23 protein-coding genes are annotated in these 23,679 nt (G+C 72.3%); 21 read left to right on the top strand and 2 right to left on the bottom strand.

What is annotated here, in order from left to right:
* Positions 1–108: 108 nt before the first annotated feature.
* From thrC to ACFYE1_RS00200, 6 genes are all read left to right on the top strand, one after another.
* Positions 109–1,218, top strand: a complete 1,110-nt coding sequence (gene thrC / locus ACFYE1_RS00225) for a threonine synthase (RefSeq protein WP_387738702.1) — start codon at positions 109–111, stop codon at positions 1,216–1,218.
* A 6-nt stretch (positions 1,219–1,224) separates the two neighbouring features.
* Positions 1,225–2,175, top strand: coding sequence for a homoserine kinase (thrB, locus tag ACFYE1_RS00220; protein ID WP_387738700.1), 951 nt, complete (start codon positions 1,225–1,227; stop codon positions 2,173–2,175).
* Positions 2,176–2,500: 325 nt separating this feature from the next.
* Positions 2,501–4,774: a transcription termination factor Rho gene (rho, locus tag ACFYE1_RS00215; protein ID WP_387738698.1), complete on the top strand. Its 2,274-nt coding sequence runs from the start codon at positions 2,501–2,503 to the stop codon at positions 4,772–4,774.
* Between the two features lie 127 nt (positions 4,775–4,901).
* The gene (gene prfA / locus ACFYE1_RS00210) at positions 4,902–5,984 is read left to right on the top strand and encodes a peptide chain release factor 1 (protein ID WP_387738696.1); all 1,083 of its coding nucleotides are present in this window, start codon (positions 4,902–4,904) and stop codon (positions 5,982–5,984) included.
* 13 nt (positions 5,985–5,997) lie between these two features.
* Positions 5,998–6,897, top strand: coding sequence for a peptide chain release factor N(5)-glutamine methyltransferase (gene prmC, locus ACFYE1_RS00205; RefSeq protein ID WP_387738694.1), 900 nt, complete (start codon positions 5,998–6,000; stop codon positions 6,895–6,897).
* Complete coding sequence (locus ACFYE1_RS00200) at positions 6,894–7,940, top strand: L-threonylcarbamoyladenylate synthase (RefSeq protein ID WP_387738692.1); 1,047 nt, start codon at positions 6,894–6,896, stop codon at positions 7,938–7,940. The genes prmC and ACFYE1_RS00200 overlap by 4 nt, the downstream gene beginning before the upstream one ends.
* 31 nt (positions 7,941–7,971) lie before the next feature.
* Here the strand turns inward: ACFYE1_RS00200 and ACFYE1_RS00195 are convergent, their stop codons facing one another.
* On the bottom strand, positions 7,972–8,943 hold the full coding sequence (locus ACFYE1_RS00195) for an NAD-dependent epimerase/dehydratase family protein (RefSeq protein WP_387738690.1): 972 nt from the start codon (positions 8,941–8,943) through the stop codon (positions 7,972–7,974).
* Positions 8,944–9,176: 233 nt separating this feature from the next.
* On the opposite strand from ACFYE1_RS00195, the gene ACFYE1_RS00190 reads away from it, so the two are divergent.
* The 15 genes from ACFYE1_RS00190 to murA all read left to right on the top strand — a co-directional run bounded on the left by ACFYE1_RS00190 (position 9,177) and on the right by murA (position 23,366).
* Positions 9,177–10,094, top strand: coding sequence for a glycosyl transferase (locus tag ACFYE1_RS00190; protein WP_387738688.1), 918 nt, complete (start codon positions 9,177–9,179; stop codon positions 10,092–10,094).
* A 4-nt stretch (positions 10,095–10,098) separates the two neighbouring features.
* A complete protein-coding gene (locus tag ACFYE1_RS00185; protein ID WP_387738686.1) occupies positions 10,099–10,938 on the top strand; it encodes a glycosyltransferase in 840 nt (279 codons plus the stop codon).
* 68 nt (positions 10,939–11,006) lie between these two features.
* Positions 11,007–12,935, top strand: coding sequence for a polysaccharide biosynthesis protein (locus tag ACFYE1_RS00180; RefSeq protein WP_387738684.1), 1,929 nt, complete (start codon positions 11,007–11,009; stop codon positions 12,933–12,935).
* On the top strand, positions 12,932–14,044 hold the full coding sequence (locus tag ACFYE1_RS00175) for an MraY family glycosyltransferase (protein WP_387738681.1): 1,113 nt from the start codon (positions 12,932–12,934) through the stop codon (positions 14,042–14,044). The genes ACFYE1_RS00180 and ACFYE1_RS00175 overlap by 4 nt, the downstream gene beginning before the upstream one ends.
* The gene (locus ACFYE1_RS00170) at positions 14,041–14,469 is read left to right on the top strand and encodes a hypothetical protein (RefSeq protein ID WP_387738678.1); all 429 of its coding nucleotides are present in this window, start codon (positions 14,041–14,043) and stop codon (positions 14,467–14,469) included. The genes ACFYE1_RS00175 and ACFYE1_RS00170 overlap by 4 nt, the downstream gene beginning before the upstream one ends.
* Positions 14,456–14,854, top strand: coding sequence for an AtpZ/AtpI family protein (locus ACFYE1_RS00165; RefSeq protein ID WP_387738676.1), 399 nt, complete (start codon positions 14,456–14,458; stop codon positions 14,852–14,854). The genes ACFYE1_RS00170 and ACFYE1_RS00165 overlap by 14 nt, the downstream gene beginning before the upstream one ends.
* A gap of 33 nt (positions 14,855–14,887) precedes the next feature.
* Positions 14,888–15,682, top strand: coding sequence for a F0F1 ATP synthase subunit A (atpB, locus tag ACFYE1_RS00160; protein ID WP_309057384.1), 795 nt, complete (start codon positions 14,888–14,890; stop codon positions 15,680–15,682).
* A 117-nt stretch (positions 15,683–15,799) separates the two neighbouring features.
* Positions 15,800–16,003 (top strand): ATP synthase F0 subunit C, encoded by a 204-nt coding sequence (gene atpE / locus ACFYE1_RS00155; protein ID WP_017833261.1) that lies wholly within the window; start codon positions 15,800–15,802, stop codon positions 16,001–16,003.
* Between the two features lie 47 nt (positions 16,004–16,050).
* Positions 16,051–16,602 carry a F0F1 ATP synthase subunit B gene (locus tag ACFYE1_RS00150; RefSeq protein ID WP_133410898.1) on the top strand — a complete coding sequence of 184 codons (552 nt, stop codon included), beginning with the start codon at positions 16,051–16,053 and terminating at the stop codon, positions 16,600–16,602.
* Positions 16,602–17,414 (top strand): F0F1 ATP synthase subunit delta, encoded by an 813-nt coding sequence (locus ACFYE1_RS00145; protein WP_387738673.1) that lies wholly within the window; start codon positions 16,602–16,604, stop codon positions 17,412–17,414. Before ACFYE1_RS00150 ends, ACFYE1_RS00145 begins: the two co-directional genes overlap by 1 nt.
* 149 nt (positions 17,415–17,563) lie before the next feature.
* On the top strand, positions 17,564–19,189 hold the full coding sequence (gene atpA / locus ACFYE1_RS00140; protein ID WP_387738671.1) for a F0F1 ATP synthase subunit alpha: 1,626 nt from the start codon (positions 17,564–17,566) through the stop codon (positions 19,187–19,189).
* 60 nt (positions 19,190–19,249) lie between these two features.
* Positions 19,250–20,161, top strand: coding sequence for a F0F1 ATP synthase subunit gamma (locus ACFYE1_RS00135; protein WP_387738669.1), 912 nt, complete (start codon positions 19,250–19,252; stop codon positions 20,159–20,161).
* Positions 20,162–20,216: 55 nt separating this feature from the next.
* Entirely contained in the window at positions 20,217–21,683 is a 1,467-nt protein-coding gene (atpD, locus tag ACFYE1_RS00130; RefSeq protein ID WP_387738667.1) for a F0F1 ATP synthase subunit beta, read from the top strand.
* A gap of 2 nt (positions 21,684–21,685) precedes the next feature.
* Positions 21,686–21,961, top strand: coding sequence for a F0F1 ATP synthase subunit epsilon (locus ACFYE1_RS00125; RefSeq protein WP_387738665.1), 276 nt, complete (start codon positions 21,686–21,688; stop codon positions 21,959–21,961).
* A 127-nt stretch (positions 21,962–22,088) separates the two neighbouring features.
* Positions 22,089–23,366 (top strand): UDP-N-acetylglucosamine 1-carboxyvinyltransferase, encoded by a 1,278-nt coding sequence (gene murA / locus ACFYE1_RS00120; RefSeq protein ID WP_387738662.1) that lies wholly within the window; start codon positions 22,089–22,091, stop codon positions 23,364–23,366.
* A gap of 75 nt (positions 23,367–23,441) precedes the next feature.
* On the opposite strand, the gene ACFYE1_RS00115 is transcribed toward murA, so the two are convergent.
* On the bottom strand, positions 23,442–23,645 hold the full coding sequence (locus ACFYE1_RS00115; RefSeq protein ID WP_017833253.1) for a cold-shock protein: 204 nt from the start codon (positions 23,643–23,645) through the stop codon (positions 23,442–23,444).
* Positions 23,646–23,679: the final 34 nt, after the last annotated feature.

Below are 23,679 nucleotides of genomic sequence, written 5' to 3'. Positions count from 1 at the left end.
GTGCCGCCCGCGGACCGGGCGCCACCGCCCCCGGAGGCGGCACCGCCCCACGCACCCGCACCGCACGAGCACCCCCCACCATCGAGTCCACAGGAAGAGATCCAGCACATGGCACACGTCTGGCAGGGCGTCATCAACGAGTACCGGGACCGTCTGCCGGTCTCCGGCTCCACCGAGGTCATCACGATGGGAGAGGGGGGTACGCCGCTGATCCGGGCGCGCGCCCTGTCGGAGCTCACCGGCAACACCGTCTGGCTGAAGTTCGAGGGCATGAACCCGACCGGCTCCTTCAAGGACCGGGGCATGACCATGGCCATCACGAAGGCCAAGGAGGAGGGCGCCGAGGCCGTCGTGTGCGCCTCGACCGGCAACACCTCCGCCTCCGCCGCGGCCTACGCCAAGCAGGCCGGGCTCACGTGCGCGGTGCTGGTTCCCGAGGGCCGGATCGCCATGGGCAAGCTCTCGCAGGCCGTCGCGCACGGCGCGGACATCATCCAGGTGGACGGCAACTTCGACAACTGCCTCGAGGTGGCCCGCAAGCTCTCCGAGTCCTACCCCGTGTTCCTCGTGAACTCCGTGAACCCGTACCGGATCGAGGGCCAGAAGACGGGGGCGTTCGAGGTGGTCGACACCCTCGGCGATGCCCCGGACCTGCACATCCTGCCGGTCGGCAACGCCGGCAACATCACCGCGTACTGGAAGGGCTACCGGGAGTACGCCCGGCCGTACGGCTCCCGGGCCGCGGGGGAGCTGCCCGCCGTCTCGACGAAGCTGCCCGTGATGTGGGGCTTCCAGGCCGAGGGGGCGGCGCCGCTGGTCCTCGGCCATCCCGTCACGGAGCCCGAGACGATCGCGACCGCCATCCGGATCGGCAACCCCGCGTCCTGGGACTCGGCGATCGCCGCCCGCGACGAGTCCGGCGGGCTCATCGGCTCCGTCTCGGACGACGAGATCCTGTCCGCCCACCGGTGGCTCTCGGCCCAGGAGGGCGTGTTCGTCGAGCCGGGGTCCGCCGCGGGCGTGGCGGGCCTGCTCCAGAAGCACGCCGCGGGGGAGGCCCCCACGGGGCAGACGGTGGTCATCACCGTGACCGGCCACGGCCTCAAGGACCCGCAGTGGGCGATCAAGGCCGCCGAGCGGGAGGACCCCGCGCTGGTCGAGCCCCAGCGCGTGCCCTTCGACGTGGTCGCCGTCGCCGCCGCGCTGGGCCTGGAGTAGTCCCGGATGTTCGAGATCGGCCAGCGGGTGGCGGTGAGCGTCCCCGGCTCCACCGGCAACGTGGGCCCGGGCTACGACAGCCTGGGCCTGGCGCTCGGCCACTACGACGACCTCGCCGTGACCGTGACCGGCGGCGGCCTGGCGTTCGAGCTGCACGGGGAGGGCTCCGCGTCGGTGCCCCGGTCCGCGGAGCACCTGGTGGTCCGCGCCATGCGGGCCGCCTTCCGGGCCGCGGGCGTCGAGGAGCTGCCGGGACTGCGGCTCGAGGCGACCAACCGGATCCCGCACGGACGCGGCATGGGCTCGAGCGCCTCGGCCGTGGTGGCCGGCGTGCTCGCGGCGAACGCACTGCTGCCCGCGGAGCGGGTCCTCGACGACCGGCGCCTGCTCCAGGTCGCCGCCGCCATGGAGGGCCACCCGGACAACGTGGCCCCGTCCCTCTACGGTGGTCTCGTGATCTCCTGGACCGACGCCGACGGCTACCGCAGCGCCCCCGTGGTCGTCCACGAGGACGTCGTGCCGGTGGTCGCGATCCCCGACTTCGAGGTCCCCACCCGTCTCGCCCGGTCCCTGCTGCCCGCGACCGTCCCGCACCACGACGCCGCGGTCAACGCCGGACGGACGGCCCTGCTCGTCGAGGCGCTGACGCGGCGCCCCGGGCTGCTGCTGCCCGCCACCGAGGACCGGCTGCACCAGCCGTACCGGGCCTCCGCCATGCCCCCGAGCGCCCGGCTGATGACCGCGCTGCGGGAGCGCGGGCTGCCGGCCATGATCTCCGGGGCCGGCCCGACCGTCCTGGTCCTCGCCGCGGACCGGCACCAGGCGGAGCAGACGGAGCAGGTCCTCGCGGAGCTCGTCGCACGCGGGACCGATTCCGTCGCCTGGCGTGTCCTCCGTCTGCGGGTCGACGGTCAGGGTGCTAAGCTGGAGAGGCACCCGCAGCAGATCCAGGGGTAGGAGACCGCGCCCCGCGCGGTGAGGACAGCGGGCATCATGAGGGGCAGCGCCCCGGTCGGATGCCCCGGGGTCCTCGACTCCACGGCCTCAGATCCTCCGGTGATCCCCCGCCGGCACCGGCTCCTTCGATGCCGTCGGCGCACCGGCCCGCACAGACACGGACCGGAGCACACCATGATCTCCGGGTGACACCTTGTTCGCCCAGGCTGCCGCGCCCTGAAGTGCGCCCCGCCGCAGGCGGCCCGCGATCGCGGCCCGCCGGGAACCATCCACGGTCCTGGACTCTGAGATCCATGGGCCCCCCACCGAGGGAGAAGGACACTTCGTGACCGAGACCACCGACCTTTCCACGGGTACGGAAGAGACCACCACCAGCGATCCCCGGAACGCGGGCCTGTCCGCGCTCAAGCTGGCCCAGCTCCAGGCGCTCGCCTCCCAGCTGGGGATCACCGGCGCCCGGCGGATGCGCAAGAGCCTCCTGGTCGACGCGATCGCCGCGCACCAGCGCGGCGGGGCCGTCGCCGACCGGGACCGGGCCGTCGAGGAGAAGATCGCGCAGACGGTCGAGAAGACCGCCGACAGCCGCGCCGACCAGGGTGCCGCCCCGGCGGCCGCGACGACCGGCGAGGACTCCGCCGCGCAGGGCGCCGACGGCGGCCAGCCGCAGCGGCGCTCGCGCGCCCGGCGCGCCACGAGCACGGGTGTGGTGTCCGCCGCCGAGCAGCAGGGCACCGCGCCGCAGACCACCGATCAGCAGGGCGCAGCGCAGGGACCCCCCCAGCAGCAGCCGGCCACGTCCTCGGAGCAGGCCGCTCCCGCGGAGGACTCCTCCGGCGCCGAGGCCGAGGGCGGCCGCAACCGCAACCGGAGCCGCCGCAACCGCAACCGCGACGACAACGGCCAGAGCCCCGCGGGCCAGGACAACGGCGGTCAGGACTCCGGGCAGAGGACCGACGAGTCGCGTTCCTCGGCCGAGGGCCGCGACGACGACCAGTCGAAGCAGGACCGGAGCCGCAACCAGAACCGCGGCCAGGACAAGGGCGGCCAGGACAAGGGCGGCCAGGACAAGGGCGCCCAGGACAAGGGCGCCCAGGACAAGGGCGCCCAGGACAAGGGCGCCCAGGACAAGGGCGACGGCCGCAACAACCGGCGGGACAACCGTTCCGAGGGCGGGAAGTCCCAGGACGGCAAGGGCCAGGACAACCGTCAGGACAAGGGCGGCCAGGACAACCGGGGCCAGGACAACCGTCAGGACAAGGGCGGCCAGGACGGCGACGGCGGCAGCCGCCGCAGCCGCCGCAACCGGAACCGCAACGACCGCGACCGGGACCGCAACGACCGGGACCGGGACCGCAACGACCGGGCCGAGCGCAACGAGCGCCGCAACCGCCGCGGGCGCAGCACGGGCCCCGAGGTCGACGACACGGAGTTCACCGAGGACGACGTCCTGCTGCCCGTCGCAGGCATCCTGGACGTCCTCGACAACTACGCGTTCGTGCGGACCTCCGGCTACCTTCCCGGCCCGAACGACGTCTACGTCAGCCTCGCCCAGGTCAAGAAGCACAACCTCCGCAAGGGCGACGCCGTGGTCGGCGCCATCCGCGCTCCCCGCGACGGCGAGCAGCAGAACAGCACGCGGCAGAAGTTCAACGCGCTGGTCCAGCTCAGCACGGTCAACGGCAAGAAGACCGAGGAGAACAAGGACCGCGTGGACTTCGGGAAGCTGATCCCGCTGTACCCGCAGGAGCGGCTGCGCCTCGAGACGGAGCCCAAGAAGATCGGGCCCCGCGTCGTCGACCTCGTCGCCCCCATCGGCAAGGGCCAGCGCGGCCTGATCGTCTCGCCGCCGAAGGCCGGCAAGACGCTGATGCTGCAGGCGATCGCCAACGCGATCACCACCAACAACCCCGAGGTCCACCTCATGATGGTGCTCGTCGACGAGCGCCCCGAGGAGGTCACGGACATGCAGCGCACGGTCAAGGGCGAGGTGATCGCCTCGACCTTCGACCGCCCGGCGGACGACCACACCACGGTCGCCGAGCTGGCCATCGAGCGGGCCAAGCGGCTCGTGGAGATGGGCATGGACGTGGTGGTCCTCCTGGACTCCATGACCCGCCTGGGCCGTGCCTACAACCTCTCGGCCCCCGCCTCCGGACGCATCCTCTCCGGCGGCGTGGACTCCGCGGCGCTGTACCCGCCGAAGAAGTTCTTCGGCGCGGCCCGCAACATCGAGAACGGCGGCTCGCTCACGATTCTCGCCACCGCCCTCGTGGAGACCGGGTCCAAGATGGACGAGGTCATCTTCGAGGAGTTCAAGGGCACCGGCAACATGGAGCTGCGCCTGTCCCGCTCGCTCGCGGACAAGCGGATCTACCCGGCCGTGGACGTCAACTCCTCGGGCACCCGCCGCGAGGAGAACCTCCTCTCCCCGGACGAGATCAAGATCATGTGGAAGCTGCGCCGCGTCCTCTCCGGGCTCGACCAGCAGCAGGCTCTCGAGCTGCTCACGAACAAGCTGCGGGACACCCAGTCCAACACCGAGTTCCTGCTCCAGGTGCAGAAGACCACGCTGTCGGCCCGCGCCGAGAGCGACCGCTAGCACGCCCGCAGCCGCCGCGGCCCGGTCCGGACCCCCGGACCGGGCCGCGGCGGCGTCGTCGTGCCGGGGCGCCGCCCGCGCGCGACCCGACCACCGTCGTCACCGCCGCCCGATGAAGGAGCGTCCCATGCCGGACCCGATCCAGTCCCTGCTCGACGAGCACGCCGAGCTGCAGCGCCGGCTCGCCGATCCCGCCGTGCACGCGGAGCAGGGCAAGGCCCGCCGCCTGGGGCGCCGCTACGCCGAGCTCAACGGCATCGTCGAGGCCCACCACCGGGTGCACCGCCTCGAGGAGGACCTCGGCGCGGCCCGTGAGCTCGCCGCCGAGGAGCCGGAGTTCGCCGAGGAGATCCCGGCTCTCGAGGAGCAGCTCGCGGCGGCCCGCGAGAAGCTGCGCCGGCTGCTCGTCCCGCGCGACCCCGACGACGGGCGCAATGTGATCCTGGAGGTCAAGGCGGGGGAGGGCGGCGACGAGTCCGCCCTCTTCGCCGGGGACCTGCTGCGCATGTACCTGAAGTACGCGGAGGCCCGCGGCTGGAAGACCGAGTTCATCTCGACCAACGACTCCGACCTGGGCGGCTACAAGGACGTGCAGGTCGCGATCAAGTCGAACGCCACGGACCCCGCCGAGGGCGTGTGGGCGCGACTGAAGTACGAGGGTGGGGTGCACCGCGTGCAGCGCGTGCCGGTCACGGAGTCGCAGGGCCGGATCCACACCTCCGCCGCGGCCGTGCTCGTCTTCCCGGAGGTCGACGAGCCCGAAGAGGTCGAGATCAGCCAGAACGACCTGAAGATCGATGTCTACCGCTCCTCGGGGCCCGGCGGCCAGTCCGTGAACACCACCGACTCCGCGGTCCGCATCACCCACCTGCCCACGGGCATCGTGGTGGCCATGCAGAACGAGAAGTCGCAGCTGCAGAACCGCGAGGCCGCGATGCGGGTGCTGCGGGCCCGCATCCTGGCCCACCAGCAGGAGCAGATCGACGCGGACAACGCCGCGCAGCGCCGCTCCCAGGTCCGGACCATGGACCGGTCCGAGCGGATCCGCACCTACAATTTCCCCGAGAACCGGATCAACGACCACCGCACCGGGTACAAGGCGTACAACCTCGACCACGTCATGGCGGGGGACCTCGAACCGGTCGTGCGCTCGGCCGTCGAGATGGACGAGCAGGCCCAGCTCGAGGCCATCGGCCGGCAGGACGGCTGAGCGGGGTCCCGGGATGACGAGGTCGCTGGGCCAGGCGGTGCGCTGGGCGGAGCAGGTGCTCGCCGAGGCGGGGATCGACTCCGCGCGCACCGACGCGCTGCTGCTCGCGGGACACCTCACGGGGCTGTCCCGGGGGGAGGTCGAGGCGCGGGCCATCATCGGCGGGGACGAGCCCGAGGGCTACGCGGAGCTGGTGGCCGAGCGCGCCGGCCGGATCCCGCTGCAGCACCTCACGGGAGTCGCGCACTTCCGCTACCTGACGCTGGCCGTCGGGCCCGGCGTGTTCGTGCCCCGGCCCGAGACGGAGACCGTGGTGCAGGCGGTGGTCGACGAGCTGCGCGAGCAGCTGGCCGCGGGCGTGCACCGGCCGCACGTGGTGGACCTGGGCACCGGCTCCGGGGCGATCGCCGCCTCGGTGGCCCACGAGGTGCCGCAGGCGCGCGTGCACGCCGTGGAGCTGTCCGGGACCGCCCACGCGTGGGCGGCCGAGAACCTGCGCGGGACGCGCGCGGAGCTCGTCCGGGGCGATCTGCGCACGGCGTTCCCGGAGCTCGAGGGACGCTGCGACGTGGTGGTCTCCAATCCGCCGTACATCCCCGTGGACGCGGTCCCGCGCGAGCCGGAGGCCCGGGAGCACGACCCGGACCTCGCCCTGTACGGGGGCGGGGACGACGGGCTGGACGTCCCGCGGGCCGCCCTGGCCTCGGCCGTGCGGCTCCTGCGTCCCGGGGGGTTCTTCGTCATGGAGCACGCCGAGGTGCAGGCCATCGCCGTGGCGCACGCGTTCCGGGCGGCGGGGCTCGAGGACGTCGTGGGCCACCAGGACCTGACGGGCCGGGCCCGGGCCACGGCCGGCCGGACGCCCCCCGGCGGCCCCGCACGCACGACCGGAATGGGAGAATGGACGCCGTGAACCACACCGTCTACGACTGCAGCAGCATCGCCCAGCGCACCGCCGGGCTCAAGCACGCCGCGCGCGCCCTGGCGGCCGACGCGTGCGTGGTCCTGCCCACCGACACGGTCTACGGGATCGGGGCCAACGCGTTCTCGGCCCGGGGTGTCGCGACCCTGCTCGCGGCCAAGGGGCGGTCGCGCGCGATGCCCCCGCCCGTGCTCATCGCCCACGCCGGGGTGCTCGACGGCCTGGCGGACGAGGTCTCCGACGACGCCCGCGCGCTCGCCCACGCCTTCTGGCCCGGCGGGCTGACCCTCATCTTCCACTCCCACCCGTCGCTGGGCTGGGACCTGGGGGAGACCCAGGGGACCGTGGCCCTGCGGGTCCCCGACGACGAGCTCGCCCAGGCGCTGCTCATCGAGAGCGGTCCGCTGGCCGTGTCCTCGGCCAACCGCACCGGCCACCCGGCCGCGCCGACGGCGCAGGCCGCGGCGGACATGCTCGGGGACTCCGTGGAGCTCTACCTGGACGGCGGCCCGCGGCCCGTCGACGGCCCCGCGGACCGGGACCCGGTGTCCTCCACGATCGTGGACTGCACGGGGGAGATCCCGGTGCTGGTGCGCCACGGCACCGTGAGCCTCGCCCGGCTGCGGGCCGTCGTGCCCTCGGTGGTGCCGGCGGACGGCGACGAGGAGCTCGACAGCACCGCCGCGCCGGACACCGGTGCTTCGGGCCCGGCCTCCGAGCGCCCCGCGGCCGCGGGCTCGCACGCGGTGAGCGAGCCCGATCCGGAGGCGGGGGTGCCGCCCGCCGCGGAGCCGTCCGTCCCGGAGGCCCCGGGAGTCGCCACGCCGGCGGACCAGCAGCCCCCGGCGCCCGGCCCGGCGCGGGCCGCGGCCGCCCAGGGCCTGGCCGCCGCGCTCGTGGCGCGCTCCTCGGCGGGCACCCGGCCGGTCGTGGACCAGGACCGCACACGCGTCCAGCGGCCGGCCGCTCCGGGCGAGCCGCGGCCCCTGCCGGTCGACGAGGCCGCCCGGCTGGTGGCCCGCGGCGGCGGCTGAGCGCGTTTCCGCAGGAGCGCCCCGGAGGGGCTCAGCCCCGTCCGGCGGCCAGGTGGGCCTGGCGCAGCACCTCGCTGATCCGCGGCTCGGGGACCGCGCCGTGGTCCTCGGCCCAGCCGCGCACCTGGCGCTGGCCGAACCACGTGACCTCGAGCCGGCGGAGGACGCCGTGCCAGCGGTTCCCGGCCAGGGCCGAGACCGCGAACCCGGCGTCCACCACGAGCCGGCACAGCAGCACGGGAAGGTGGCGCGGCTCCCGCCGGCCCGCGTCCCGCAGGATGGAGCCGGTGGTGGCCCCCTCCCACGGCTGGAGCACGACCGGGGGCAGCGCCTCCCGGTGGCGCCCCACCCTGGAGATGAACTCGGTGAGGGCGTGCACGGAGGTCACCGGTGTGTGCGCGCTGCCGTCGCCGGCCACCGAGCTCAGCGGCGAGGACGCGAAGCGGGCCAGCCGCGCCGTGGTGCGCCGGCCGGAGCCCTGCACCGACGTCGCGCGCAGCACCGTGATCACGGGGGCCCCGTCCTCGGCTGCCCAGTCGCGGCGCAGCTTCAGGAGGGCGCTCTCGCCGAGGGCCTTGGAGAAGGAGTAGGGGGAGAAGGGACGGACCGTGGGCGTCTCGTCGAGGACGTCGACGTCGCCCTGGACGGCCGCGGAGCTGACGTGCACGATCCGGCGCACGCTCGTGCGGCGCGCCGCGAGGGCCACGAGCACCGGCAGCAGCGCGTTCGCCCCCACGAGGGACTCCTCGTGCGTCTGGTCCGGGGCCGCCAGGCCCGCCGCGTTGACGACTACATGGGCACCGGCGAAGGACTCGGCGAGGTAGTCGATGACGGACTCGAGCCGGCCGGCTTGCTGGAGCAGGTGGTGGACCGTGCTCGCCCCGGACGCCAGCCGTGGTGCGGAGACCGGGACCACCGTCTGGCCGTCCGCCTGCAGCCGGGCCACGGTCGCGGATCCCACGAATCCCGTCGCTCCCAGGACTGCCCACGTCGTCGATGTCACGGTGCTTCCTCTCTGCCGGTCGCTGCCGGTCGCCGTCGTCCGGGTCCCGATCCCTGCGATCATCGTACAGACCGGGCCACCGCCGGGACGGGGCGACGCGGCCCGCCGGCCCGGCCGTCCGGCGGCCGCTTGCTAGACTCGGGACGTCCCGGTGCCCGCCCTCGGTCCGCGCCGCACCGCGCCGGACCCCGCACCCGTCACCGCACCGCCCGTCATCGTCCTGGAGGAGCCGCATGCCGTCCGACCCCACGCCCACCCCCACGGTGGCGGTGGCCTGCGTGACCCAGGACCGGCACGAGGACGTCCTCGCGCTCGTCGCCGCCCTGCGGGAGCAGACGGTGCCCGTCGCCTCCCTGTGCCTCGTCGACGCCGGACGCGAGGCGCTGCCGCGGGAGGTGCTGGAGGAGGCGATCGGTGGCTGGTTCGCGCTCGAGCTCGTGCGGTCCCTCGCCAATCTGGGCGGTGCCGGCGGGTTCTCCCTCGCGATCCTGACGGCGCTCGCCACCGGCGCGGACCGGGTGTGGCTCATGGACGACGACGCCCACCCGGAGGGCCCGGACTGCCTCGAGATCCTCCTGCACGAGGCCGCGCAGCGGGAGCTGTCGGTCGTCTCCCCGCTCGTCGTGGCGCCCCAGGACCACGGCGCGCTGGCCTTCTCCTACCGTCTCGAGGGGCGGATGACGCACTCCCGGGCGGACCTGGAGCGGATCGGCTTCCTGCCCGGCTACGCCACCTTCTTCAACGGCGCCCTCATGGCCGAGCACGTCTTCTTCACGGTCGGGCTACCGGACCTCAAGCTCTTCCTGCGCGGCGACGAGGTCGACTTCCTCGTGCGGCTGCGCCGCTCCGGGCTGCCCTTCGGCACCACGACCCGCACCGCCGTGGCGCACCCGCCGGGCTGGGACGAGGAGCACGTCGTGGTCCCCGGTCGGCTCAAGGTGGTGGTGCCCGGGACCGCGTTCAAGCGCGAGCACTTCTTCCGCAACCGGGGCTGGACCACGTGGCGGTACAAGCGGGTCGTCCAGCTCGGGGCCGACCTCGTCGGCTACCCCCTCTACTACCTGCGCCGGGGGGACGTGCGCGGTCTCGCCTCCTGGGCGAGCCGCTACGCCGGCGGGATGCGCGGCCGCGGCTTCGGCGGACCGCGGTGACGCCGTGAGCCCGTCCCCCGGCCTCGAGTTCTCCGTGCTCATGCCCGTCTACCGGGCCGACACCGCGGAGCGGGTGCGCCGTGCGGCCGAGTCGGCCACCGTCGAGCAGCAGCGCCGGCCCGCCGAGCTCGTCGTCGTGCGCGACGGCCCCGTCCCCGCACTGCTCGAGGCGGAGCTGGACCGCCTCGTGCGCGAGCTCCCCGTGCCCGTGGTGCGGGTCGACCTCGAGCGCAACGAGGGGCTCACCGCGGCGCTCAACGCCGGCCTCGACCGGTGCCGGCACGACGTGGTGGCCCGCGCCGACGCCGACGACGTCTCCTACCCCCGTCGCTTCGCGGTGCAGCTGCCCGTGATCGAGGACGGGGCCGACCTGGTGGGCTCGTCGATGCACGAGATCGGCGACGACGAGCGGACCCCGCTCGCCCTGCGCCGGGCCCCGGTGGGGGAGCGGGACATCCTCTCCGTCTCGCGGCGCCGCAACCCCGTGAGCCATCCGACCGTGGTGCTCCGGCGCTCGGCCGTGCAGGCGGCCGGCGGCTACGTGCACGTGCCCCTGGCCGAGGACTACTGGCTGTGGGTGCGGATGCTGCGCGCGGGCGCCGACGTGCGCAACGTGGCCGAGCCGCTGGTCGGCTACCGGGTCTCCGCGGGCTCCTACGAGCGGCGTGGGGGGTGGCGCGTGCTCCGCGCGGAGCTCGCCCTCCAGGCCCGGTTGCGCGGGATCGGCCACGTCGGGTTCCTACAATGGGTGCGCAACGTGGTGGTGCGCGGCGGCTACCGGTTCGTCCCCACCCGGCTCCGGGAGCTCGCCTACCGGGCCATGGTCGGCGCACCCCGCCGCTGACCGTCCCGCACCGGACCTCCTCCCGCCCGGCCCCCGACTCCGGCCCCGACCACGAAAGGAACGACGCGATGAGTGGTGAGCCCGAGCGCCCCGCCGGCACGGCGGTGCCCCCCGGGAGCGCCGGCACGGCGTTCCCGCCCCGCACCGCCCCGCAGGACAGGCCCGTGGCGTGGCTGTGGATCCAGATGCTGCTGGACTCCGTCGCCTGGGTCGTGGCCCTCGTGCTCGCTCTGGTGCTGCGCTACGAGATGGACCTCCCGTCCATCAGCGCGCCCGGGCTGCTGCTGGTGTCGGTGGTGGCCGTGGCCGCCCAGCTCGTCGTCGGCTTCTCCTTCGCCCTGTACAAGGGGCGGTACTCCTTCGGCAGCTTCGACGAGGCCAAGCTCCTGGTGGTGGTCACCCTCATCGTCACGGCCGTGGTGCAGGTCCTGCTCCTGGTGGTGGGCACGAGCATCGGCATCCCGCGCTCCACCGCCCTCATCGCGTTCCCCTTCGCGTGCCTGTTCATGGCCGCCTTCCGCTACCTCAAGCGGATGTACCAGGAGGCCTCCGCCCGCCCGGGCGCCTCCGCCCAGCACGTGGTGGTCTACGGCGCCGGCTACCTCGGGACCTTCCTCATCCAGCGCATGATGCAGGACCCGCACTCGGAGTTCCTGCCCGTGGCCCTGCTCGACGACGACCCCGCCAAGAAGCACCTGCGGATCTCCTCCGTGCCCGTGCTCGGCACCCTGCACGACATCCGGGACGTCATGGCCCGCACCCGCGCCTCCGTGCTCATCGTGGCGATGTCCAGCCCGGACCCCCGCATCATGCACCGGGTCGCGGACGCCGTGGCCGGCACCGGGATCCGGGTCATGACCATGCCACCGCTCGGCGAGGTGCTCGCCGCCAAGCACCAGGCCGCGGACTTCCGGGACATCAGCATGGAGGACCTCATCGGCCGCCGCCCCGTCGACATCGACGTCGAGGGAATCGCCGGCTACGTCAAGGGCCGCCGCGTCCTGGTGACCGGCGCAGGCGGCTCCATCGGCTCCGAGCTGTGCCGCCAGCTCGTCGGCTTCGAGCCCGCGGAGCTGATCATGGTGGACCGCGACGAGTCCGCCCTGCAGGGCACCCAGATCTCCATCACGGGTCGCGGCCTGCTCGACGGCCGCGACACCGTCCTCGCCGACATCCGCGACCCCGAGTCCGTCGCGACGATCTTCCGGGACCGCCGGCCCCAGGTGGTCTTCCACGCGGCCGCCCTCAAGCACGTGTCCCTGCTCGAGCAGTACCCGGACGAGGCGTGGAAGACCAACGTCATCGGCACCCTCAACGTGCTGCAGGCCGCGGAGGAGGCGGAGGTCGAGGTCTTCGTCAACATCTCGACCGACAAGGCCGCCAACCCCACCACGGCGCTGGGACACTCCAAGCGTGTCGCGGAGAAGCTCACCGCCTGGATGGCGGACCGCACCGGGAGCCGGTACGTCTCGGTGCGCTTCGGCAACGTCTTCGGCTCCCGCGGCTCGATGCTCCCCCTGTTCACCGAGCAGATCCGCCAAGGGGGTCCGATCACGGTGACGCACGCCGAGGCCACCCGCTACTTCATGACCATCCCCGAGGCCTGCCAGCTCGTGATCCAGGCGGGGGCGATCGCCCGCGGCGGCGAAGTGCTGATCCTGGACATGGGCGAGCCCGTGCGGATCATGGACATCGCCGAGCGGCTGCGCGTGATGAGCGGGCGCGAGGACATCGAGATCGAGGTCACCGGGCTGCGCCCGGGGGAGAAGCTGCACGAGGACCTCATCGGCCTCGGCGAGAAGGACGAACGGCCCTTCCACCCGAAGATCTCCCACGCCCGGGCCGACCGCCTCGACCCCGCCCAGCTGGACCGGCACACCTGGAAGGTGCGCGGCGGCATGGTCTACACCGGCACGATCCCCGTCGTGCGACCGTCCACGCAGCCGCCGCCCACGTCGGTCCAGCGTCCGCGCAGCTCCTCGGGGCGGGCGTCGTGAGCGCGGCCCCGGCCGTGCTGCTCCCCGCCGGGCTGGACCTCACCGACCCGGGCGCCGCCCCCGACCCGGAGGAGCTGCGCCGGCTCGGGGAGCTCGTGCTCACCGTCGGTGTCCCGGCCCTCGTGCTGAGTCTCCTGCTGCCGCTGGCCGTCAAGCCGCTGCTCGCCCGGTGGGGCGTGCTCGACGTCCCCAACGAGCGCTCCTCCCACCACCGCACGGTCGTGCGGGGCATGGGCCTGGCCGTGGCCGTCGCCGTGCTCCTCGCCTACGGCTCCGCCCTGCTCACCGGCGCGATCGAAGTCGACCGCTCCGTCGCGCTCGTGGTCCTGGCCGTCACGGGGCTCTTCGCCGCCCTCGGCTGGGCCGAGGACTACCGGGGCGTGTCCGTGCCGGCGCGCCTGGCTGGCCAGCTGGGAATCGGGCTGGCCGCCACGGCCGTCCTGGTCGCGGTGCTCGGCACCTCCGCGTGGTGGCTGCCCGTGGGCACCCTCGCGATCGCCGCCTACGTGAACATGGCCAACTTCATGGACGGGATCAACGGCATCTCGGGGCTGCACGGGCTCGCCGCGGGGCTGCTGTACGCCTGGGCCGGCGCGTCCAACGACCTGCCGTGGATGGTCGCCGCCGGCCTGGCCGTGGCGGGCGGCTTCGCGGGGTTCCTGCCCTGGAACCTCGGCCGCGGCACCGTGTTCCTCGGCGACGTCGGCTCCTACCTGCTGGGCGGGTCGCTGGCCGGCATCGCGGTCGCGGCCTTCCTCTCGGGCGTCTACGTCGAGTACCTCCTGCCCCCGCTCGCCGTCTACGTGGCCGACACCTCCGTGACCCTGCTCCGCCGCGTCCGTGCGGGGGAGGCCTGGTACCGGCCGCACCGCCAGCACGTCTACCAGCGGCTCACCGACGCGGGTCTGTCCCACACAGGCTCCGCGCTCGTCGTCACGACCGCGACCGTCCTGGTCAGCGTCGCCTCGGTCGTGGGTCTGCGCACCGGTCCCGCCGCCACGGCCCTGGCCGGCGCGTTCGTCCTCGCGGTGCTCGCGCTCTACCTCGTGCTGCCCGCACTGCTCGGGCGGCGGGTGGCCGCCCGCGCTCGGGCGGGGACCCGCCCGTGAGCGCGGCCGCGCTCAGCGTCCTGCTCGGCGCGGGGCTGGTCGCCGCGAGCCATCTGGTCACCGTGCTCGTGGCGCGGGCCACCGCCGGTGCGGACGGGCCGGTCGCCGCCCCGGCGCTCGCCATGACGTACGTGCTGAAGGTGCTCCTGCTCGGCTGGGTCCTGCTCACCGTGCCGGCGCCGCCCTGGCTCTCGCCGGGCTGGGTCGGGGTGGGCGTGCTGACCGTGCTCGTCGTCTCGCTGGCACTCGCGGCCCGGGCCGGCGCCCGCGGCACCCGCGCCGCCCTGGGGCCGGTGCTGGAGGCCCGGCGGGAGACGGAGGCCCGGCGCCCGGGCGGCCCCGGCGCGGCCGGCAGCACCGACGACCGGGAGCAGGACGACAGGCGACAGGACGACAGGAGACAGGACGACCATGAGCACGGATGACCGCGACGACGCGGCCCGCCCCGACGGGACGCCCCTGCCGGGCGCACCGGAGGACGGCCCCGAAGCCCGGCGGAACGGGCCCCCGGAGGCCTCCAGACTGCGCACCGCGGGGGAGCTCGTGGAGGGCGGCGGGCTCTCCGGAGGGCTGACGACACTCCTCTACGTGGTGATCGGGATGGGGTTCTGGAGTTTGGTAGGGTGGGGGGCGGATCGCGTGCTGGGAACCCGGTGGATCGTGGTCCTGGGAGCGTGCATCGGCGCCGCGTCCGGGATCTACGTCGTGTACCTCCACATGCAGGAGGGGCTCCGTCGCAACCCGTCCTCCGACGGTGCAGATCCTCACAACACGCACCAGTCCGGCCCGGACTCGGCGCCCCGACCGTGACCACCGGCCAGAGCACTGCAGAAAGGACCCGCATTGAACGCCGCCCTCATCAGGCTCCCCGCCACCGGAGGATTCACCGCCCCGACCGTCGACGAGATGCACCTGCCCTACTTCTTCGAGGTGGGCTCCTTCGGTTTCGGCAAGCAGATGGTGCTGGTCCTCCTGTCGGTCGTCCTGATCGCCGGCTTCTTCATGTGGGCCATCCGCCGCAACGCGCTCGTCCCGTCGAAGTCCCAGTACCTCGCCGAGAGCGGCTACGGGTTCGTGCGCAACCACCTCGGCCGGGACATCATCGGTGAGAAGGAGTTCCGCCCCTACGTCCCACTGCTGTTCACGTTCTTCTTCTTCATCCTGGTCAACAACCTCTTCGGCTCCATCCCGGTGCTGCAGCTGCCGACCCTCTCCCACGCCGGCTCCGCCTATGCGCTCGCCGGGATCGCCTACGTGACGTGGGTCTTCATGGGCATCAAGCGCCACGGCCTCGGCGGCTTCATGAGCAAGATGACCATGCCGCCGGACGTGCCGAAGGCCCTGTACGTCTTCCTCATCCCGATCGAGTTCCTCTCGAACCTGATCATCCGCCCGGTCACGCACGCCCTGCGTGTGTTCGCCACGATGTTCGCCGGTCACCTCGCCCTGATGGTCGCGGCCTCGATGACGGCCTACCTCATCACCAACGGCGGCCTCCTGAGCATCGTCTCCGTGGGGTCCACGGTGCTCGGCGTGTTCATCTACTTCCTGGAGATCCTGATCCAGGTCCTCCAGGCCTACATCTTCACCCTCCTCTTCGCCGTCTACGTCCAGGGTGCCCTGCAAGAGGGCCACTGACACCGGTGCAGAACCGGTCCGGCCCCGGCCGGACCCCCGCAGTCCACCCCCGAAATGTTCAGAGCCGACACGGCTACGACGCCCGGCCCCCGGGCACCTAGAAAGGAAATACTCCTCATGACTGGTTCGCTCAGCGCTATTGGTTACGGTCTGGCTGCCATCGGCGGCGGCATCGGCGTGGGTCTGATCTTCGCCGCGTACATGCAGTCCGTCGCCCGCCAGCCGGAGTCGCAGCGCGTGCTCCAGCCGATGCTGTTCTTCGGTTTCGCCGTGGTCGAGGCGCTCGCGATTCTGGGCTTCGTGCTCGCGTTCATCGCCTGAGTGGCGCATCCCGTACAAGTCCTTCCTAGAGAACAGGAATCGCGCACATGACACTCTTGCTGGCAGCCGAGGAAGGGGCGAACCCCCTCGTCCCCAACCTGTGGGAAGTGGCGATCACCCTCATCGGGTTCCTGATCCTGCTCTTCCTCGTCGTCAAGTTCGTCGTGCCGGCGTTCGAGCGGGTCTACCGCGAGCGCACCGAGGCCATCGAGGGTGGCCTGGCCAAGGCCAAGGCCGCGCAGGCCGAGGCCGCCGCCGCCCGCGACGAGTACAACCAGCAGCTCGAGAGCGCGCGCCTGGAAGCTCAGAAGATCCGCGAGGAGGCCCGGCTCGAGGGCGAGAAGATCCTTGCGGACTTCAAGGACCGGGCGAACGCCGAGTCGGCGCGGATCACCGAGAACGCCCACCGCACCATCGAGGCGGAGCGCTCGGCGGCCGTGGTCTCCCTGCGCAACGAGGTGGGCGCCCTGGCGACCACGCTCGCGGCGAAGATCGTGGGCGAGTCCCTCGACGACGATGCCCGGTCCAACCGGGTGGTCGACCGCTTCCTCGCCGACCTCGAGCAGGAGCAGGAACGGAATGCAGGTGCGGCGCGGTAATGACTGACGCAGCGAACGAATTCACTCAGCAGAACGCTCGTGAGGCCGAGCGCAGGGCCGGCTCCGCCAGCCCTGCGCTCGCCCGTGAGCTGTTCGCCGTGCTCGCCATCCTCGACGAGAACGGCGCCCTGCGCCGTGCGCTGGCCGACCCCTCCTACGAGGGGTCCCAGCGCGAGCAGGTCGTGCGCCGGATCCTCGCCGACAAGGTCTCCCCGGACGCCGTGGAGATCGTCGCGAATCTCGCAGGCCGACGCTGGAGCGACGACCGCGAGTTCACCGACGCCCTCGAGCACACCGGGGTGGCCCTCACCGCGGCGTCCGCCGAGAACCGCGGCGGACTCGGGGGCCTCGAGCAGGTTGTGGACCAGCTGATCGCGTTCAAGGGGGTGCTCGACGGCTCGCACGAGCTGCAGCGTGCCCTCAGCGACCAGCGCGCCGACGTCGATGCCAAGACGAGGCTGGCGCACCGGCTGACCCCGGGCGCCTCCGACGAGGCCCTGCTGCTCGTGGAGCAGGCCGTGCTCTCGCCGCGCGGCGCCCTGGTCGGCCGCCTCGTCGAGCGCTTCGCGGAGGAGGTGGCGGCCCGCCGCCAGCGGTGGATCGCGCACGTGACCACGTCGCGGCCGCTGACCGAGGTGCAGCGCGAGCGGCTGCAGCAGCAGCTGAACACGCTGTACGGCAAGGACCTCAAGCTCACCGTGGACGTCGAACCGGCGCTGATCGGCGGGCTCAAGGTGCAGGTCGGCGAAGAGGTCATCGACGGTTCCGTCGCGGCCCGGCTCGACGCGCTGCGCCAGCGGATCGGGGCCTGACCCCGGGGTCGGCACGAGGCCGTCGTGGGCGGGTGCCCCGCCGGCCGGACGGCAGCAGCCGGTGGACCAGCGCAGCGTTCCGCCACAGATTTGGACTCACGGTCACCGCTGACGGCAGTGATCACGAACTAGGAGAGCAGGGACAGGACATGTCCGAAGTCACCATCAATGCCGACGACGTCCGTAGCGCGCTGAGCGAATTCGCCGCGTCCTACGAGCCCGGCACCGCAGAACGGACCGAGGTCGGCCGCGTCAGCAGCGCCTCCGACGGCATCGCCCGCGTCGAGGGCCTCCCCTCGGTCATGGCCAACGAGCTGCTGCGCTTCGAGAACGGGGTCCTCGGGCTCGCGCAGAACCTCGACACCCGCGACATCGGCGTCGTGATCCTCGGCGACTTCCGCGGCATCGAGGAGGGCCAGGAGGTCCAGCGCACCGGGGAGGTCCTCTCCGTGCCGGTGGGCGACGCGTTCCTCGGCCGCGTGGTCGACCCGCTGGGCATGCCCATCGACGACCTCGGCCCCATCGAGGCCGAGGGCCGCCGCGCCCTCGAGACGCAGGCTCCCGGCGTGACCATGCGCAAGTCGGTCCACGAGCCCCTGCAGACCGGCATCAAGGCCATCGACGCCATGATCCCGATCGGGCGCGGCCAGCGCCAGCTGCTCATCGGCGACCGTCAGACCGGCAAGACCGCGATCGCCGTCGACGCCATCCTCAACCAGCGCGCGAACTGGGAGTCCGGGGACGTCGACCGGCAGGTGCGCTGCATCTACGTGGCCGTCGGGCAGAAGGCCTCGACCATCGCGGGCGTGCGCCAGACCCTCGAGGACAACGGGGCCCTGGAGTACACGACCATCGTCGCGGCTCCCGCCTCCGAGGCCGCGGGCATCAAGTACCTCGCCCCGTACGCCGGCTCGGCCATCGGCCAGCACTGGATGTACGGCGGCAAACACGTGCTGATCGTCTTCGACGACCTGTCCAAGCAGGCGGAGGCGTACCGCGCGGTCTCGTTGCTGCTGCGCCGCCCGCCGGGGCGCGAGGCCTACCCGGGCGACGTCTTCTACCTGCACTCCCGTCTCCTCGAGCGCTGCGCCAAGCTCTCGGACGAGCTGGGCGCCGGGTCGATGACCGGGCTGCCGATGATCGAGACGAAGGCCAACGACGTCTCGGCGTTCATCCCCACCAACGTCATCTCCATCACCGACGGCCAGATCTTCCTGCAGTCGGATCTGTTCAACGCGAACCAGCGCCCGGCCGTGGACGTGGGCATCTCGGTGTCCCGCGTGGGCGGCGCCGCGCAGGTCAAGGCCATGAAGAAGGTCTCCGGCACGCTGAAGCTCGAGCTGGCCTCGTACCGCTCGATGCAGGCGTTCGCGATGTTCGCCTCGGACCTCGACCCGGCCTCGCGCCAGCAGCTGACCCGTGGCGCGCGCCTGATGGAGCTGCTGAAGCAGAAGCAGTACACCCCGTACCCCGTCGAGGACCAGGTCGTCTCGATCTGGGCCGGCACCAACGGCCACCTCGACGAGGTCGAGGTCGCCGACGTGCTGGACTTCGAGCAGGCGCTGCTGGACCACGTCCGCCGGACGACCAACGTGATGGACTCCATCGTGGGGACCGGCAAGCTCGAGGACGACGCGGTCGCCGCGCTCGAGACGGCCGTGGCCGAGGTCAAGCGGGACTTCCGGGGCACCAAGCACGGCATCGAGCCGGGCCACGAGGAGCACGAGCCCCTCGACGCGTCTGCGGTCGACCAGGAACGGATCGTCAAGAAGTAGCCGGTCGGTCCGGTGTGCCGCCGCGGCGGTGCACCGGACACGGTGACGAAAGGAAGTCACATGGGAGCGCAGATTCGGGTCTACCGGAACAAGATCGCGTCGACCAAGTCCATGAAGAAGATCTTCAAGGCCATGGAGATGATCGCGACCTCGCGCATCAACAAGTCCCGACAGGGTCTGCAGGCGGCGCGTCCCTACGCGAACGCGCTGACCCGGGCGGTCTCGCAGGTCGCCACCCAGCACAACGTCTCCCATGCCCTGACCACGCGGGCCGACGAGGTGCGTCGGTCGGCCGTGGTGATCATGACCTCCGACCGCGGTCTGGCCGGGTCCTACTCGTCCAACGTGCTCAAGGAGGCCGAGGGCCTGCTCGAGCTGCTGCACGGGGAGGGCAAGGAGACGAAGGTGTACCTCATCGGCCGCAAGGGCCAGGCGTACTTCGACTTCCGCAGCCGCCCGTACGAGCGGAACTGGACCGGGGACACGGACAATGCCCGTCCGGACCGGGCGCGGGAGCTGCGCAAGGTGCTGATCGAGGACCTGGAGACCCCCTACGAGAACGGCGGCGTGGACGAGATCCACCTCGTCTACACGTCGTTCCGGTCGATGGTGGTCCAGGAGCCCCGGGTGCTGCGGCTGCTGCCGCTGGAGGTCGTGGACGCCAACGCGCTGACCGACGAGGTGGCCCGGGAGTTCGACGAACTGGAGGCGCCGGACAGCACCTTCGAGTTCGAGCCGAACCCCGAGGAGTTCCTCGACGCCGTCCTGCCGCGCTACATCGACGCCCGCCTGTTCGCGAGCCTGGCCCACGCCGCCACGAGCGAGCTCGCGGCCCGGCAGAGGGCGATGAAGGCGGCCGGTGACAACGCGGACGAGCTCATCAAGAAGTACACGCGCCTGATGAACAACGCCCGCCAGGCCGAGATCACCACTGAGCTCACCGAGATCGTGAGCGGCGCCGAGGCCCTGTGACGGGCCGTTCCGGCGATCCAGCAACTATCCACCACGAACAAGTGAAGTGAGAGATATGACTGCCACCATCAGCGAACAGGCCGGGCAGCCGGTCTCGGGCGGCGCCACGGGCCGCATCGCCCGGGTCATCGGGCCGGTCGTCGACGTCGAGTTCCCCGAGCACGCGGTGCCCGGGATCTACAACGCCCTGACCGCCCAGTACGAACTCAACGGCCAGACGCGGACGATCACGTTCGAGACGGCCCAGCACCTGGGCGACAACATGGTCCGCGCCATCGCCCTCCAGCAGACCGACGGCCTGGTGCGCGGCACCGAGGTCAAGGACTCCGGCGGGCCGATCTCCGTGCCCGTGGGCGACGTGGTCAAGGGCCACATCTTCAACGTGCTCGGTGACGCCCTCGACGTCGAGACCTCCTCCCTGGAGATCACCGAGCGCTGGCCGATCCACCGCAAGGCGCCGTCCTTCGCGGAGCTCGAGGGCTCCACGGAGATGATGGAGACCGGCATCAAGTCGATCGACCTGCTGACCCCCTACATCAAGGGCGGCAAGATCGGCCTGTTCGGCGGCGCCGGCGTGGGGAAGACCGTGCTCATCCAGGAGATGATCACGCGTGTGGCCCGCAACTTCGGCGGCACCTCGGTGTTCGCCGGTGTGGGCGAGCGCACCCGTGAGGGCAACGACCTCTGGGTCGAGATGGAGGAGGCGGGCGTCCTCAAGGACACCGCCCTCGTGTTCGGCCAGATGGACGAGCCGCCGGGAACGCGTCTGCGCGTGGCCCTGACCGGGCTCACGATGGCGGAGTACTTCCGCGACGTGCAGAACCAGGACGTCCTGCTCTTCGTCGACAACATCTTCCGCTTCACCCAGGCGGGCTCCGAGGTGTCGACCCTGCTGGGCCGCATCCCCTCCGCCGTGGGCTACCAGCCGACGCTGGCCGACGAGATGGGCGTGCTCCAGGAGCGCATCACCTCGACCCGCGGACACTCGATCACCTCGATGCAGGCGATCTACGTGCCCGCCGACGACTACACCGACCCGGCCCCGGCCACGACGTTCGCCCACCTGGACGCGACCACGGAGCTCTCCCGTGACATCGCGTCCCGCGGTCTGTACCCGGCGATCGACCCGCTGACCTCGACCTCGCGCATCCTCGACCCGCAGATCGTGGGCCAGGAGCACTACGACGTCGCCATCCGCGTCCGGTCGATCCTGCAGGAGAACAAGGAGCTGCAGGACATCATCGCGATCCTCGGCGTCGAAGAGCTCTCCGAGGAGCAGAAGGTCGTCGTCTCGCGCGCCCGTCGCATCGAGCAGTTCCTCTCCCAGAACACCTACACCGCCAAGCAGTTCACGGGAGTCGAGGGCTCCACGGTCCCGCTGGCGGAGACCATCGAGGCGTTCGGGAAGATCACCGAGGGCGAGTTCGACCACGTCCCGGAGCAGGCGTTCTACAACGTCGGCGGTCTGGACGACGTCATGCAGAAGTGGGACGAGATCAAGTCCCGGACCGGCGGCAAGTAGTCATGGCAGAGATGATCGTCGAAATCGTCTCCCTCGAGAGCGCGGTGTGGACCGGCACGGCCCGGATGGTGCGGGTCCGCACGTCCGAGGGCGACATCGGTATCCTGCCCGGCCACGAGGCCGTGGCCGGCATCCTCAAGCCGGGCGACTTCGCGGTGGACCCCGTGGACGGCTCCCGGGTCGAGGGCACCATCGACTCCGGCTTCGTGTTCGTCGACAACGACCGGGTGACGATCGTGGCGGACACCGTCCAGCTGCCCGGCGCAGCCGCCGCCTGACCCCGTCCGTCCGCGCGGGACCCGTCCCGCGCGCCCAGCACGGCCGCGGCCTCCGCACCACCGGTGCGGAGGCCGCGGCCGTACCCGCTGGCCTCAGAAGCCCCGGTGAGACCGCCCAGGAGAGTGGATGGAAGAGAAGATCGTCGTGCACGGACCCACCGCGGTCAACGGCACCCTGCGGGTCTCCGGCGCGAAGAACAGCGTGCTGAAGCTGATGGCGGCGGCCCTGCTGGCCGAGGGCGAGTCCACCATCATGAACGTCCCCGAGATCCACGACGTCACGATCATGGCGGAGCTGCTGCGCCGTCTCGGCTGCGCCGTGACCTACGAGCGCGCGGAGAAGACCGTCCGGATCGACGTCCCGGCGGTGCTGCACCACCAGGCGGACTACGACCTGGTGCGGGCGATGCGCGCGTCGATCTCCGTGCTCGGTCCGCTGGTCGCCCGGTGCCACGTGGCCGAGGTCGCCCTGCCTGGCGGGGACGCCATCGGCTCCCGCGGCCTGGACATGCACCGCGCGGGTCTCGAGGCCATGGGCGCGGTGCTGCAGATCGAGCGCGGCTACCTCGTGGCGTCCGTGCCCCGGAGCCTGCGCGGGACGCACTTCCGGCTGGACTACCCCTCGGTGGGCGCCACCGAGAACCTCATGATGGCGGGCACGCTGGCCGAGGGCACGACCGTCATCGACAACGCGGCCCGCGAGCCGGAGATCGTGGACATCGGGCGGATGCTGCAGGCGATGGGCGCCCGGATCGAGGGACTCGGCACGAGCACCGTCACGGTCGTCGGGGTGACGTCCCTGCGCCCGGTCGAGCACCGGACGGTCCCCGACCGGATCGTGGCCGGCACCTGGGCGTTCGCCGCGGCCATCACCGGGGGGACGGTGGAGATCGAGGGCGCGGAGCCGGGCCACCTGACCGTGGTGCTGGACAAGCTGCGCTCCGCGGGCTGCCGCGTGGACACGGACGGGGGCCGCCTCGTGGTCGCCGGGCCGCGGCGTCCGCGCGCGATCAACGTGTCCACGCTGCCGTACCCGGGGTTCCCCACCGACCTGCAGCCGTTCGTGGTGGCCCTCAACGCGGTGGCCGAGGGCTCGGGCATGGTCACCGAGAACGTCTTCGAGGCCCGATGGGGGTTCACGGCCGAGCTCGAGCGGCTGGGTGCGAGCGTGCGCCTCGACGGCCACCACGCCCTGGTGGCGGGGATGCCCGTGCTCTCCGGGGCACCGGTGGAGGCCATGGACATCCGGGCGGGCGCGGCGCTCGTGATCGCGGGCATGGCCGCCGTCGGCACCACCGACGTCAGCGGTGTCCAGCACGTGGACCGCGGCTACGAGCATTTCGCGGAGCAGCTCGGGGCGGCCGGGGCCGCGGTCGAACGGCACGTGGTGGGCACGGCGTACTGAGGTCGCCGGCACGACGGAGCCCCGCACCCGGGACGGGTGCGGGGCTCCGTGCTCAGCCGGTGCGCGGGAAGCGGATCAGATGAGCGTGACGCCGGTGGCCTGCGGGCCCTTCTGGCCCTGGCCGATCTCGAACTCGACGCGCTGGTTCTCCTCGAGGGTGCGGAAGCCGCCCGACTGGATCTCCGAGTAGTGGACGAACACGTCCGAGTCGGAGTCGTCGGGGGTGATGAAGCCGAAGCCCTTTTCGGCGTTGAACCACTTGACGGTGCCCTGGGCCATGAAGATCTCTCCTTGCGAGATGGTGCGAAATGTG

Source organism: Kocuria nitroreducens (genome assembly GCF_042879195.1).
Lineage (GTDB): Bacteria > Actinomycetota > Actinomycetes > Actinomycetales > Micrococcaceae > Kocuria > Kocuria nitroreducens.
This window is presented reverse-complemented; position numbering and strand designations above follow the sequence as displayed.

Bases quoted from the DNA above. Each gene is read 5' to 3' on its own strand.
- ACFYE1_RS00135 (WP_387738669.1), top strand. From the start codon at position 19,250: ATGGGAGCGCAGATTCGGGTCTACCGGAACAAGATCGCGTCGACCAAG.
- atpD (WP_387738667.1), top strand. From the start codon at position 20,217: ATGACTGCCACCATCAGCGAACAGGCCGGGCAGCCGGTCTCGGGCGGC.
- ACFYE1_RS00165 (WP_387738676.1), top strand. From the start codon at position 14,456: ATGAGCACGGATGACCGCGACGACGCGGCCCGCCCCGACGGGACGCCC.
- prmC (WP_387738694.1), top strand. From the start codon at position 5,998: ATGACGAGGTCGCTGGGCCAGGCGGTGCGCTGGGCGGAGCAGGTGCTC.
- ACFYE1_RS00115 (WP_017833253.1), bottom strand. From the start codon at position 23,645: ATGGCCCAGGGCACCGTCAAGTGGTTCAACGCCGAAAAGGGCTTCGGC.
- murA (WP_387738662.1), top strand. From the start codon at position 22,089: ATGGAAGAGAAGATCGTCGTGCACGGACCCACCGCGGTCAACGGCACC.
- ACFYE1_RS00180 (WP_387738684.1), top strand. From the start codon at position 11,007: ATGAGTGGTGAGCCCGAGCGCCCCGCCGGCACGGCGGTGCCCCCCGGG.
- thrC (WP_387738702.1), top strand. From the start codon at position 109: ATGGCACACGTCTGGCAGGGCGTCATCAACGAGTACCGGGACCGTCTG.
- atpA (WP_387738671.1), top strand. From the start codon at position 17,564: ATGTCCGAAGTCACCATCAATGCCGACGACGTCCGTAGCGCGCTGAGC.
- ACFYE1_RS00125 (WP_387738665.1), top strand. From the start codon at position 21,686: ATGGCAGAGATGATCGTCGAAATCGTCTCCCTCGAGAGCGCGGTGTGG.
- prfA (WP_387738696.1), top strand. From the start codon at position 4,902: ATGCCGGACCCGATCCAGTCCCTGCTCGACGAGCACGCCGAGCTGCAG.
- ACFYE1_RS00190 (WP_387738688.1), top strand. From the start codon at position 9,177: ATGCCGTCCGACCCCACGCCCACCCCCACGGTGGCGGTGGCCTGCGTG.
- atpE (WP_017833261.1), top strand. From the start codon at position 15,800: ATGACTGGTTCGCTCAGCGCTATTGGTTACGGTCTGGCTGCCATCGGC.
- ACFYE1_RS00150 (WP_133410898.1), top strand. From the start codon at position 16,051: ATGACACTCTTGCTGGCAGCCGAGGAAGGGGCGAACCCCCTCGTCCCC.
- ACFYE1_RS00145 (WP_387738673.1), top strand. From the start codon at position 16,602: ATGACTGACGCAGCGAACGAATTCACTCAGCAGAACGCTCGTGAGGCC.
- thrB (WP_387738700.1), top strand. From the start codon at position 1,225: ATGTTCGAGATCGGCCAGCGGGTGGCGGTGAGCGTCCCCGGCTCCACC.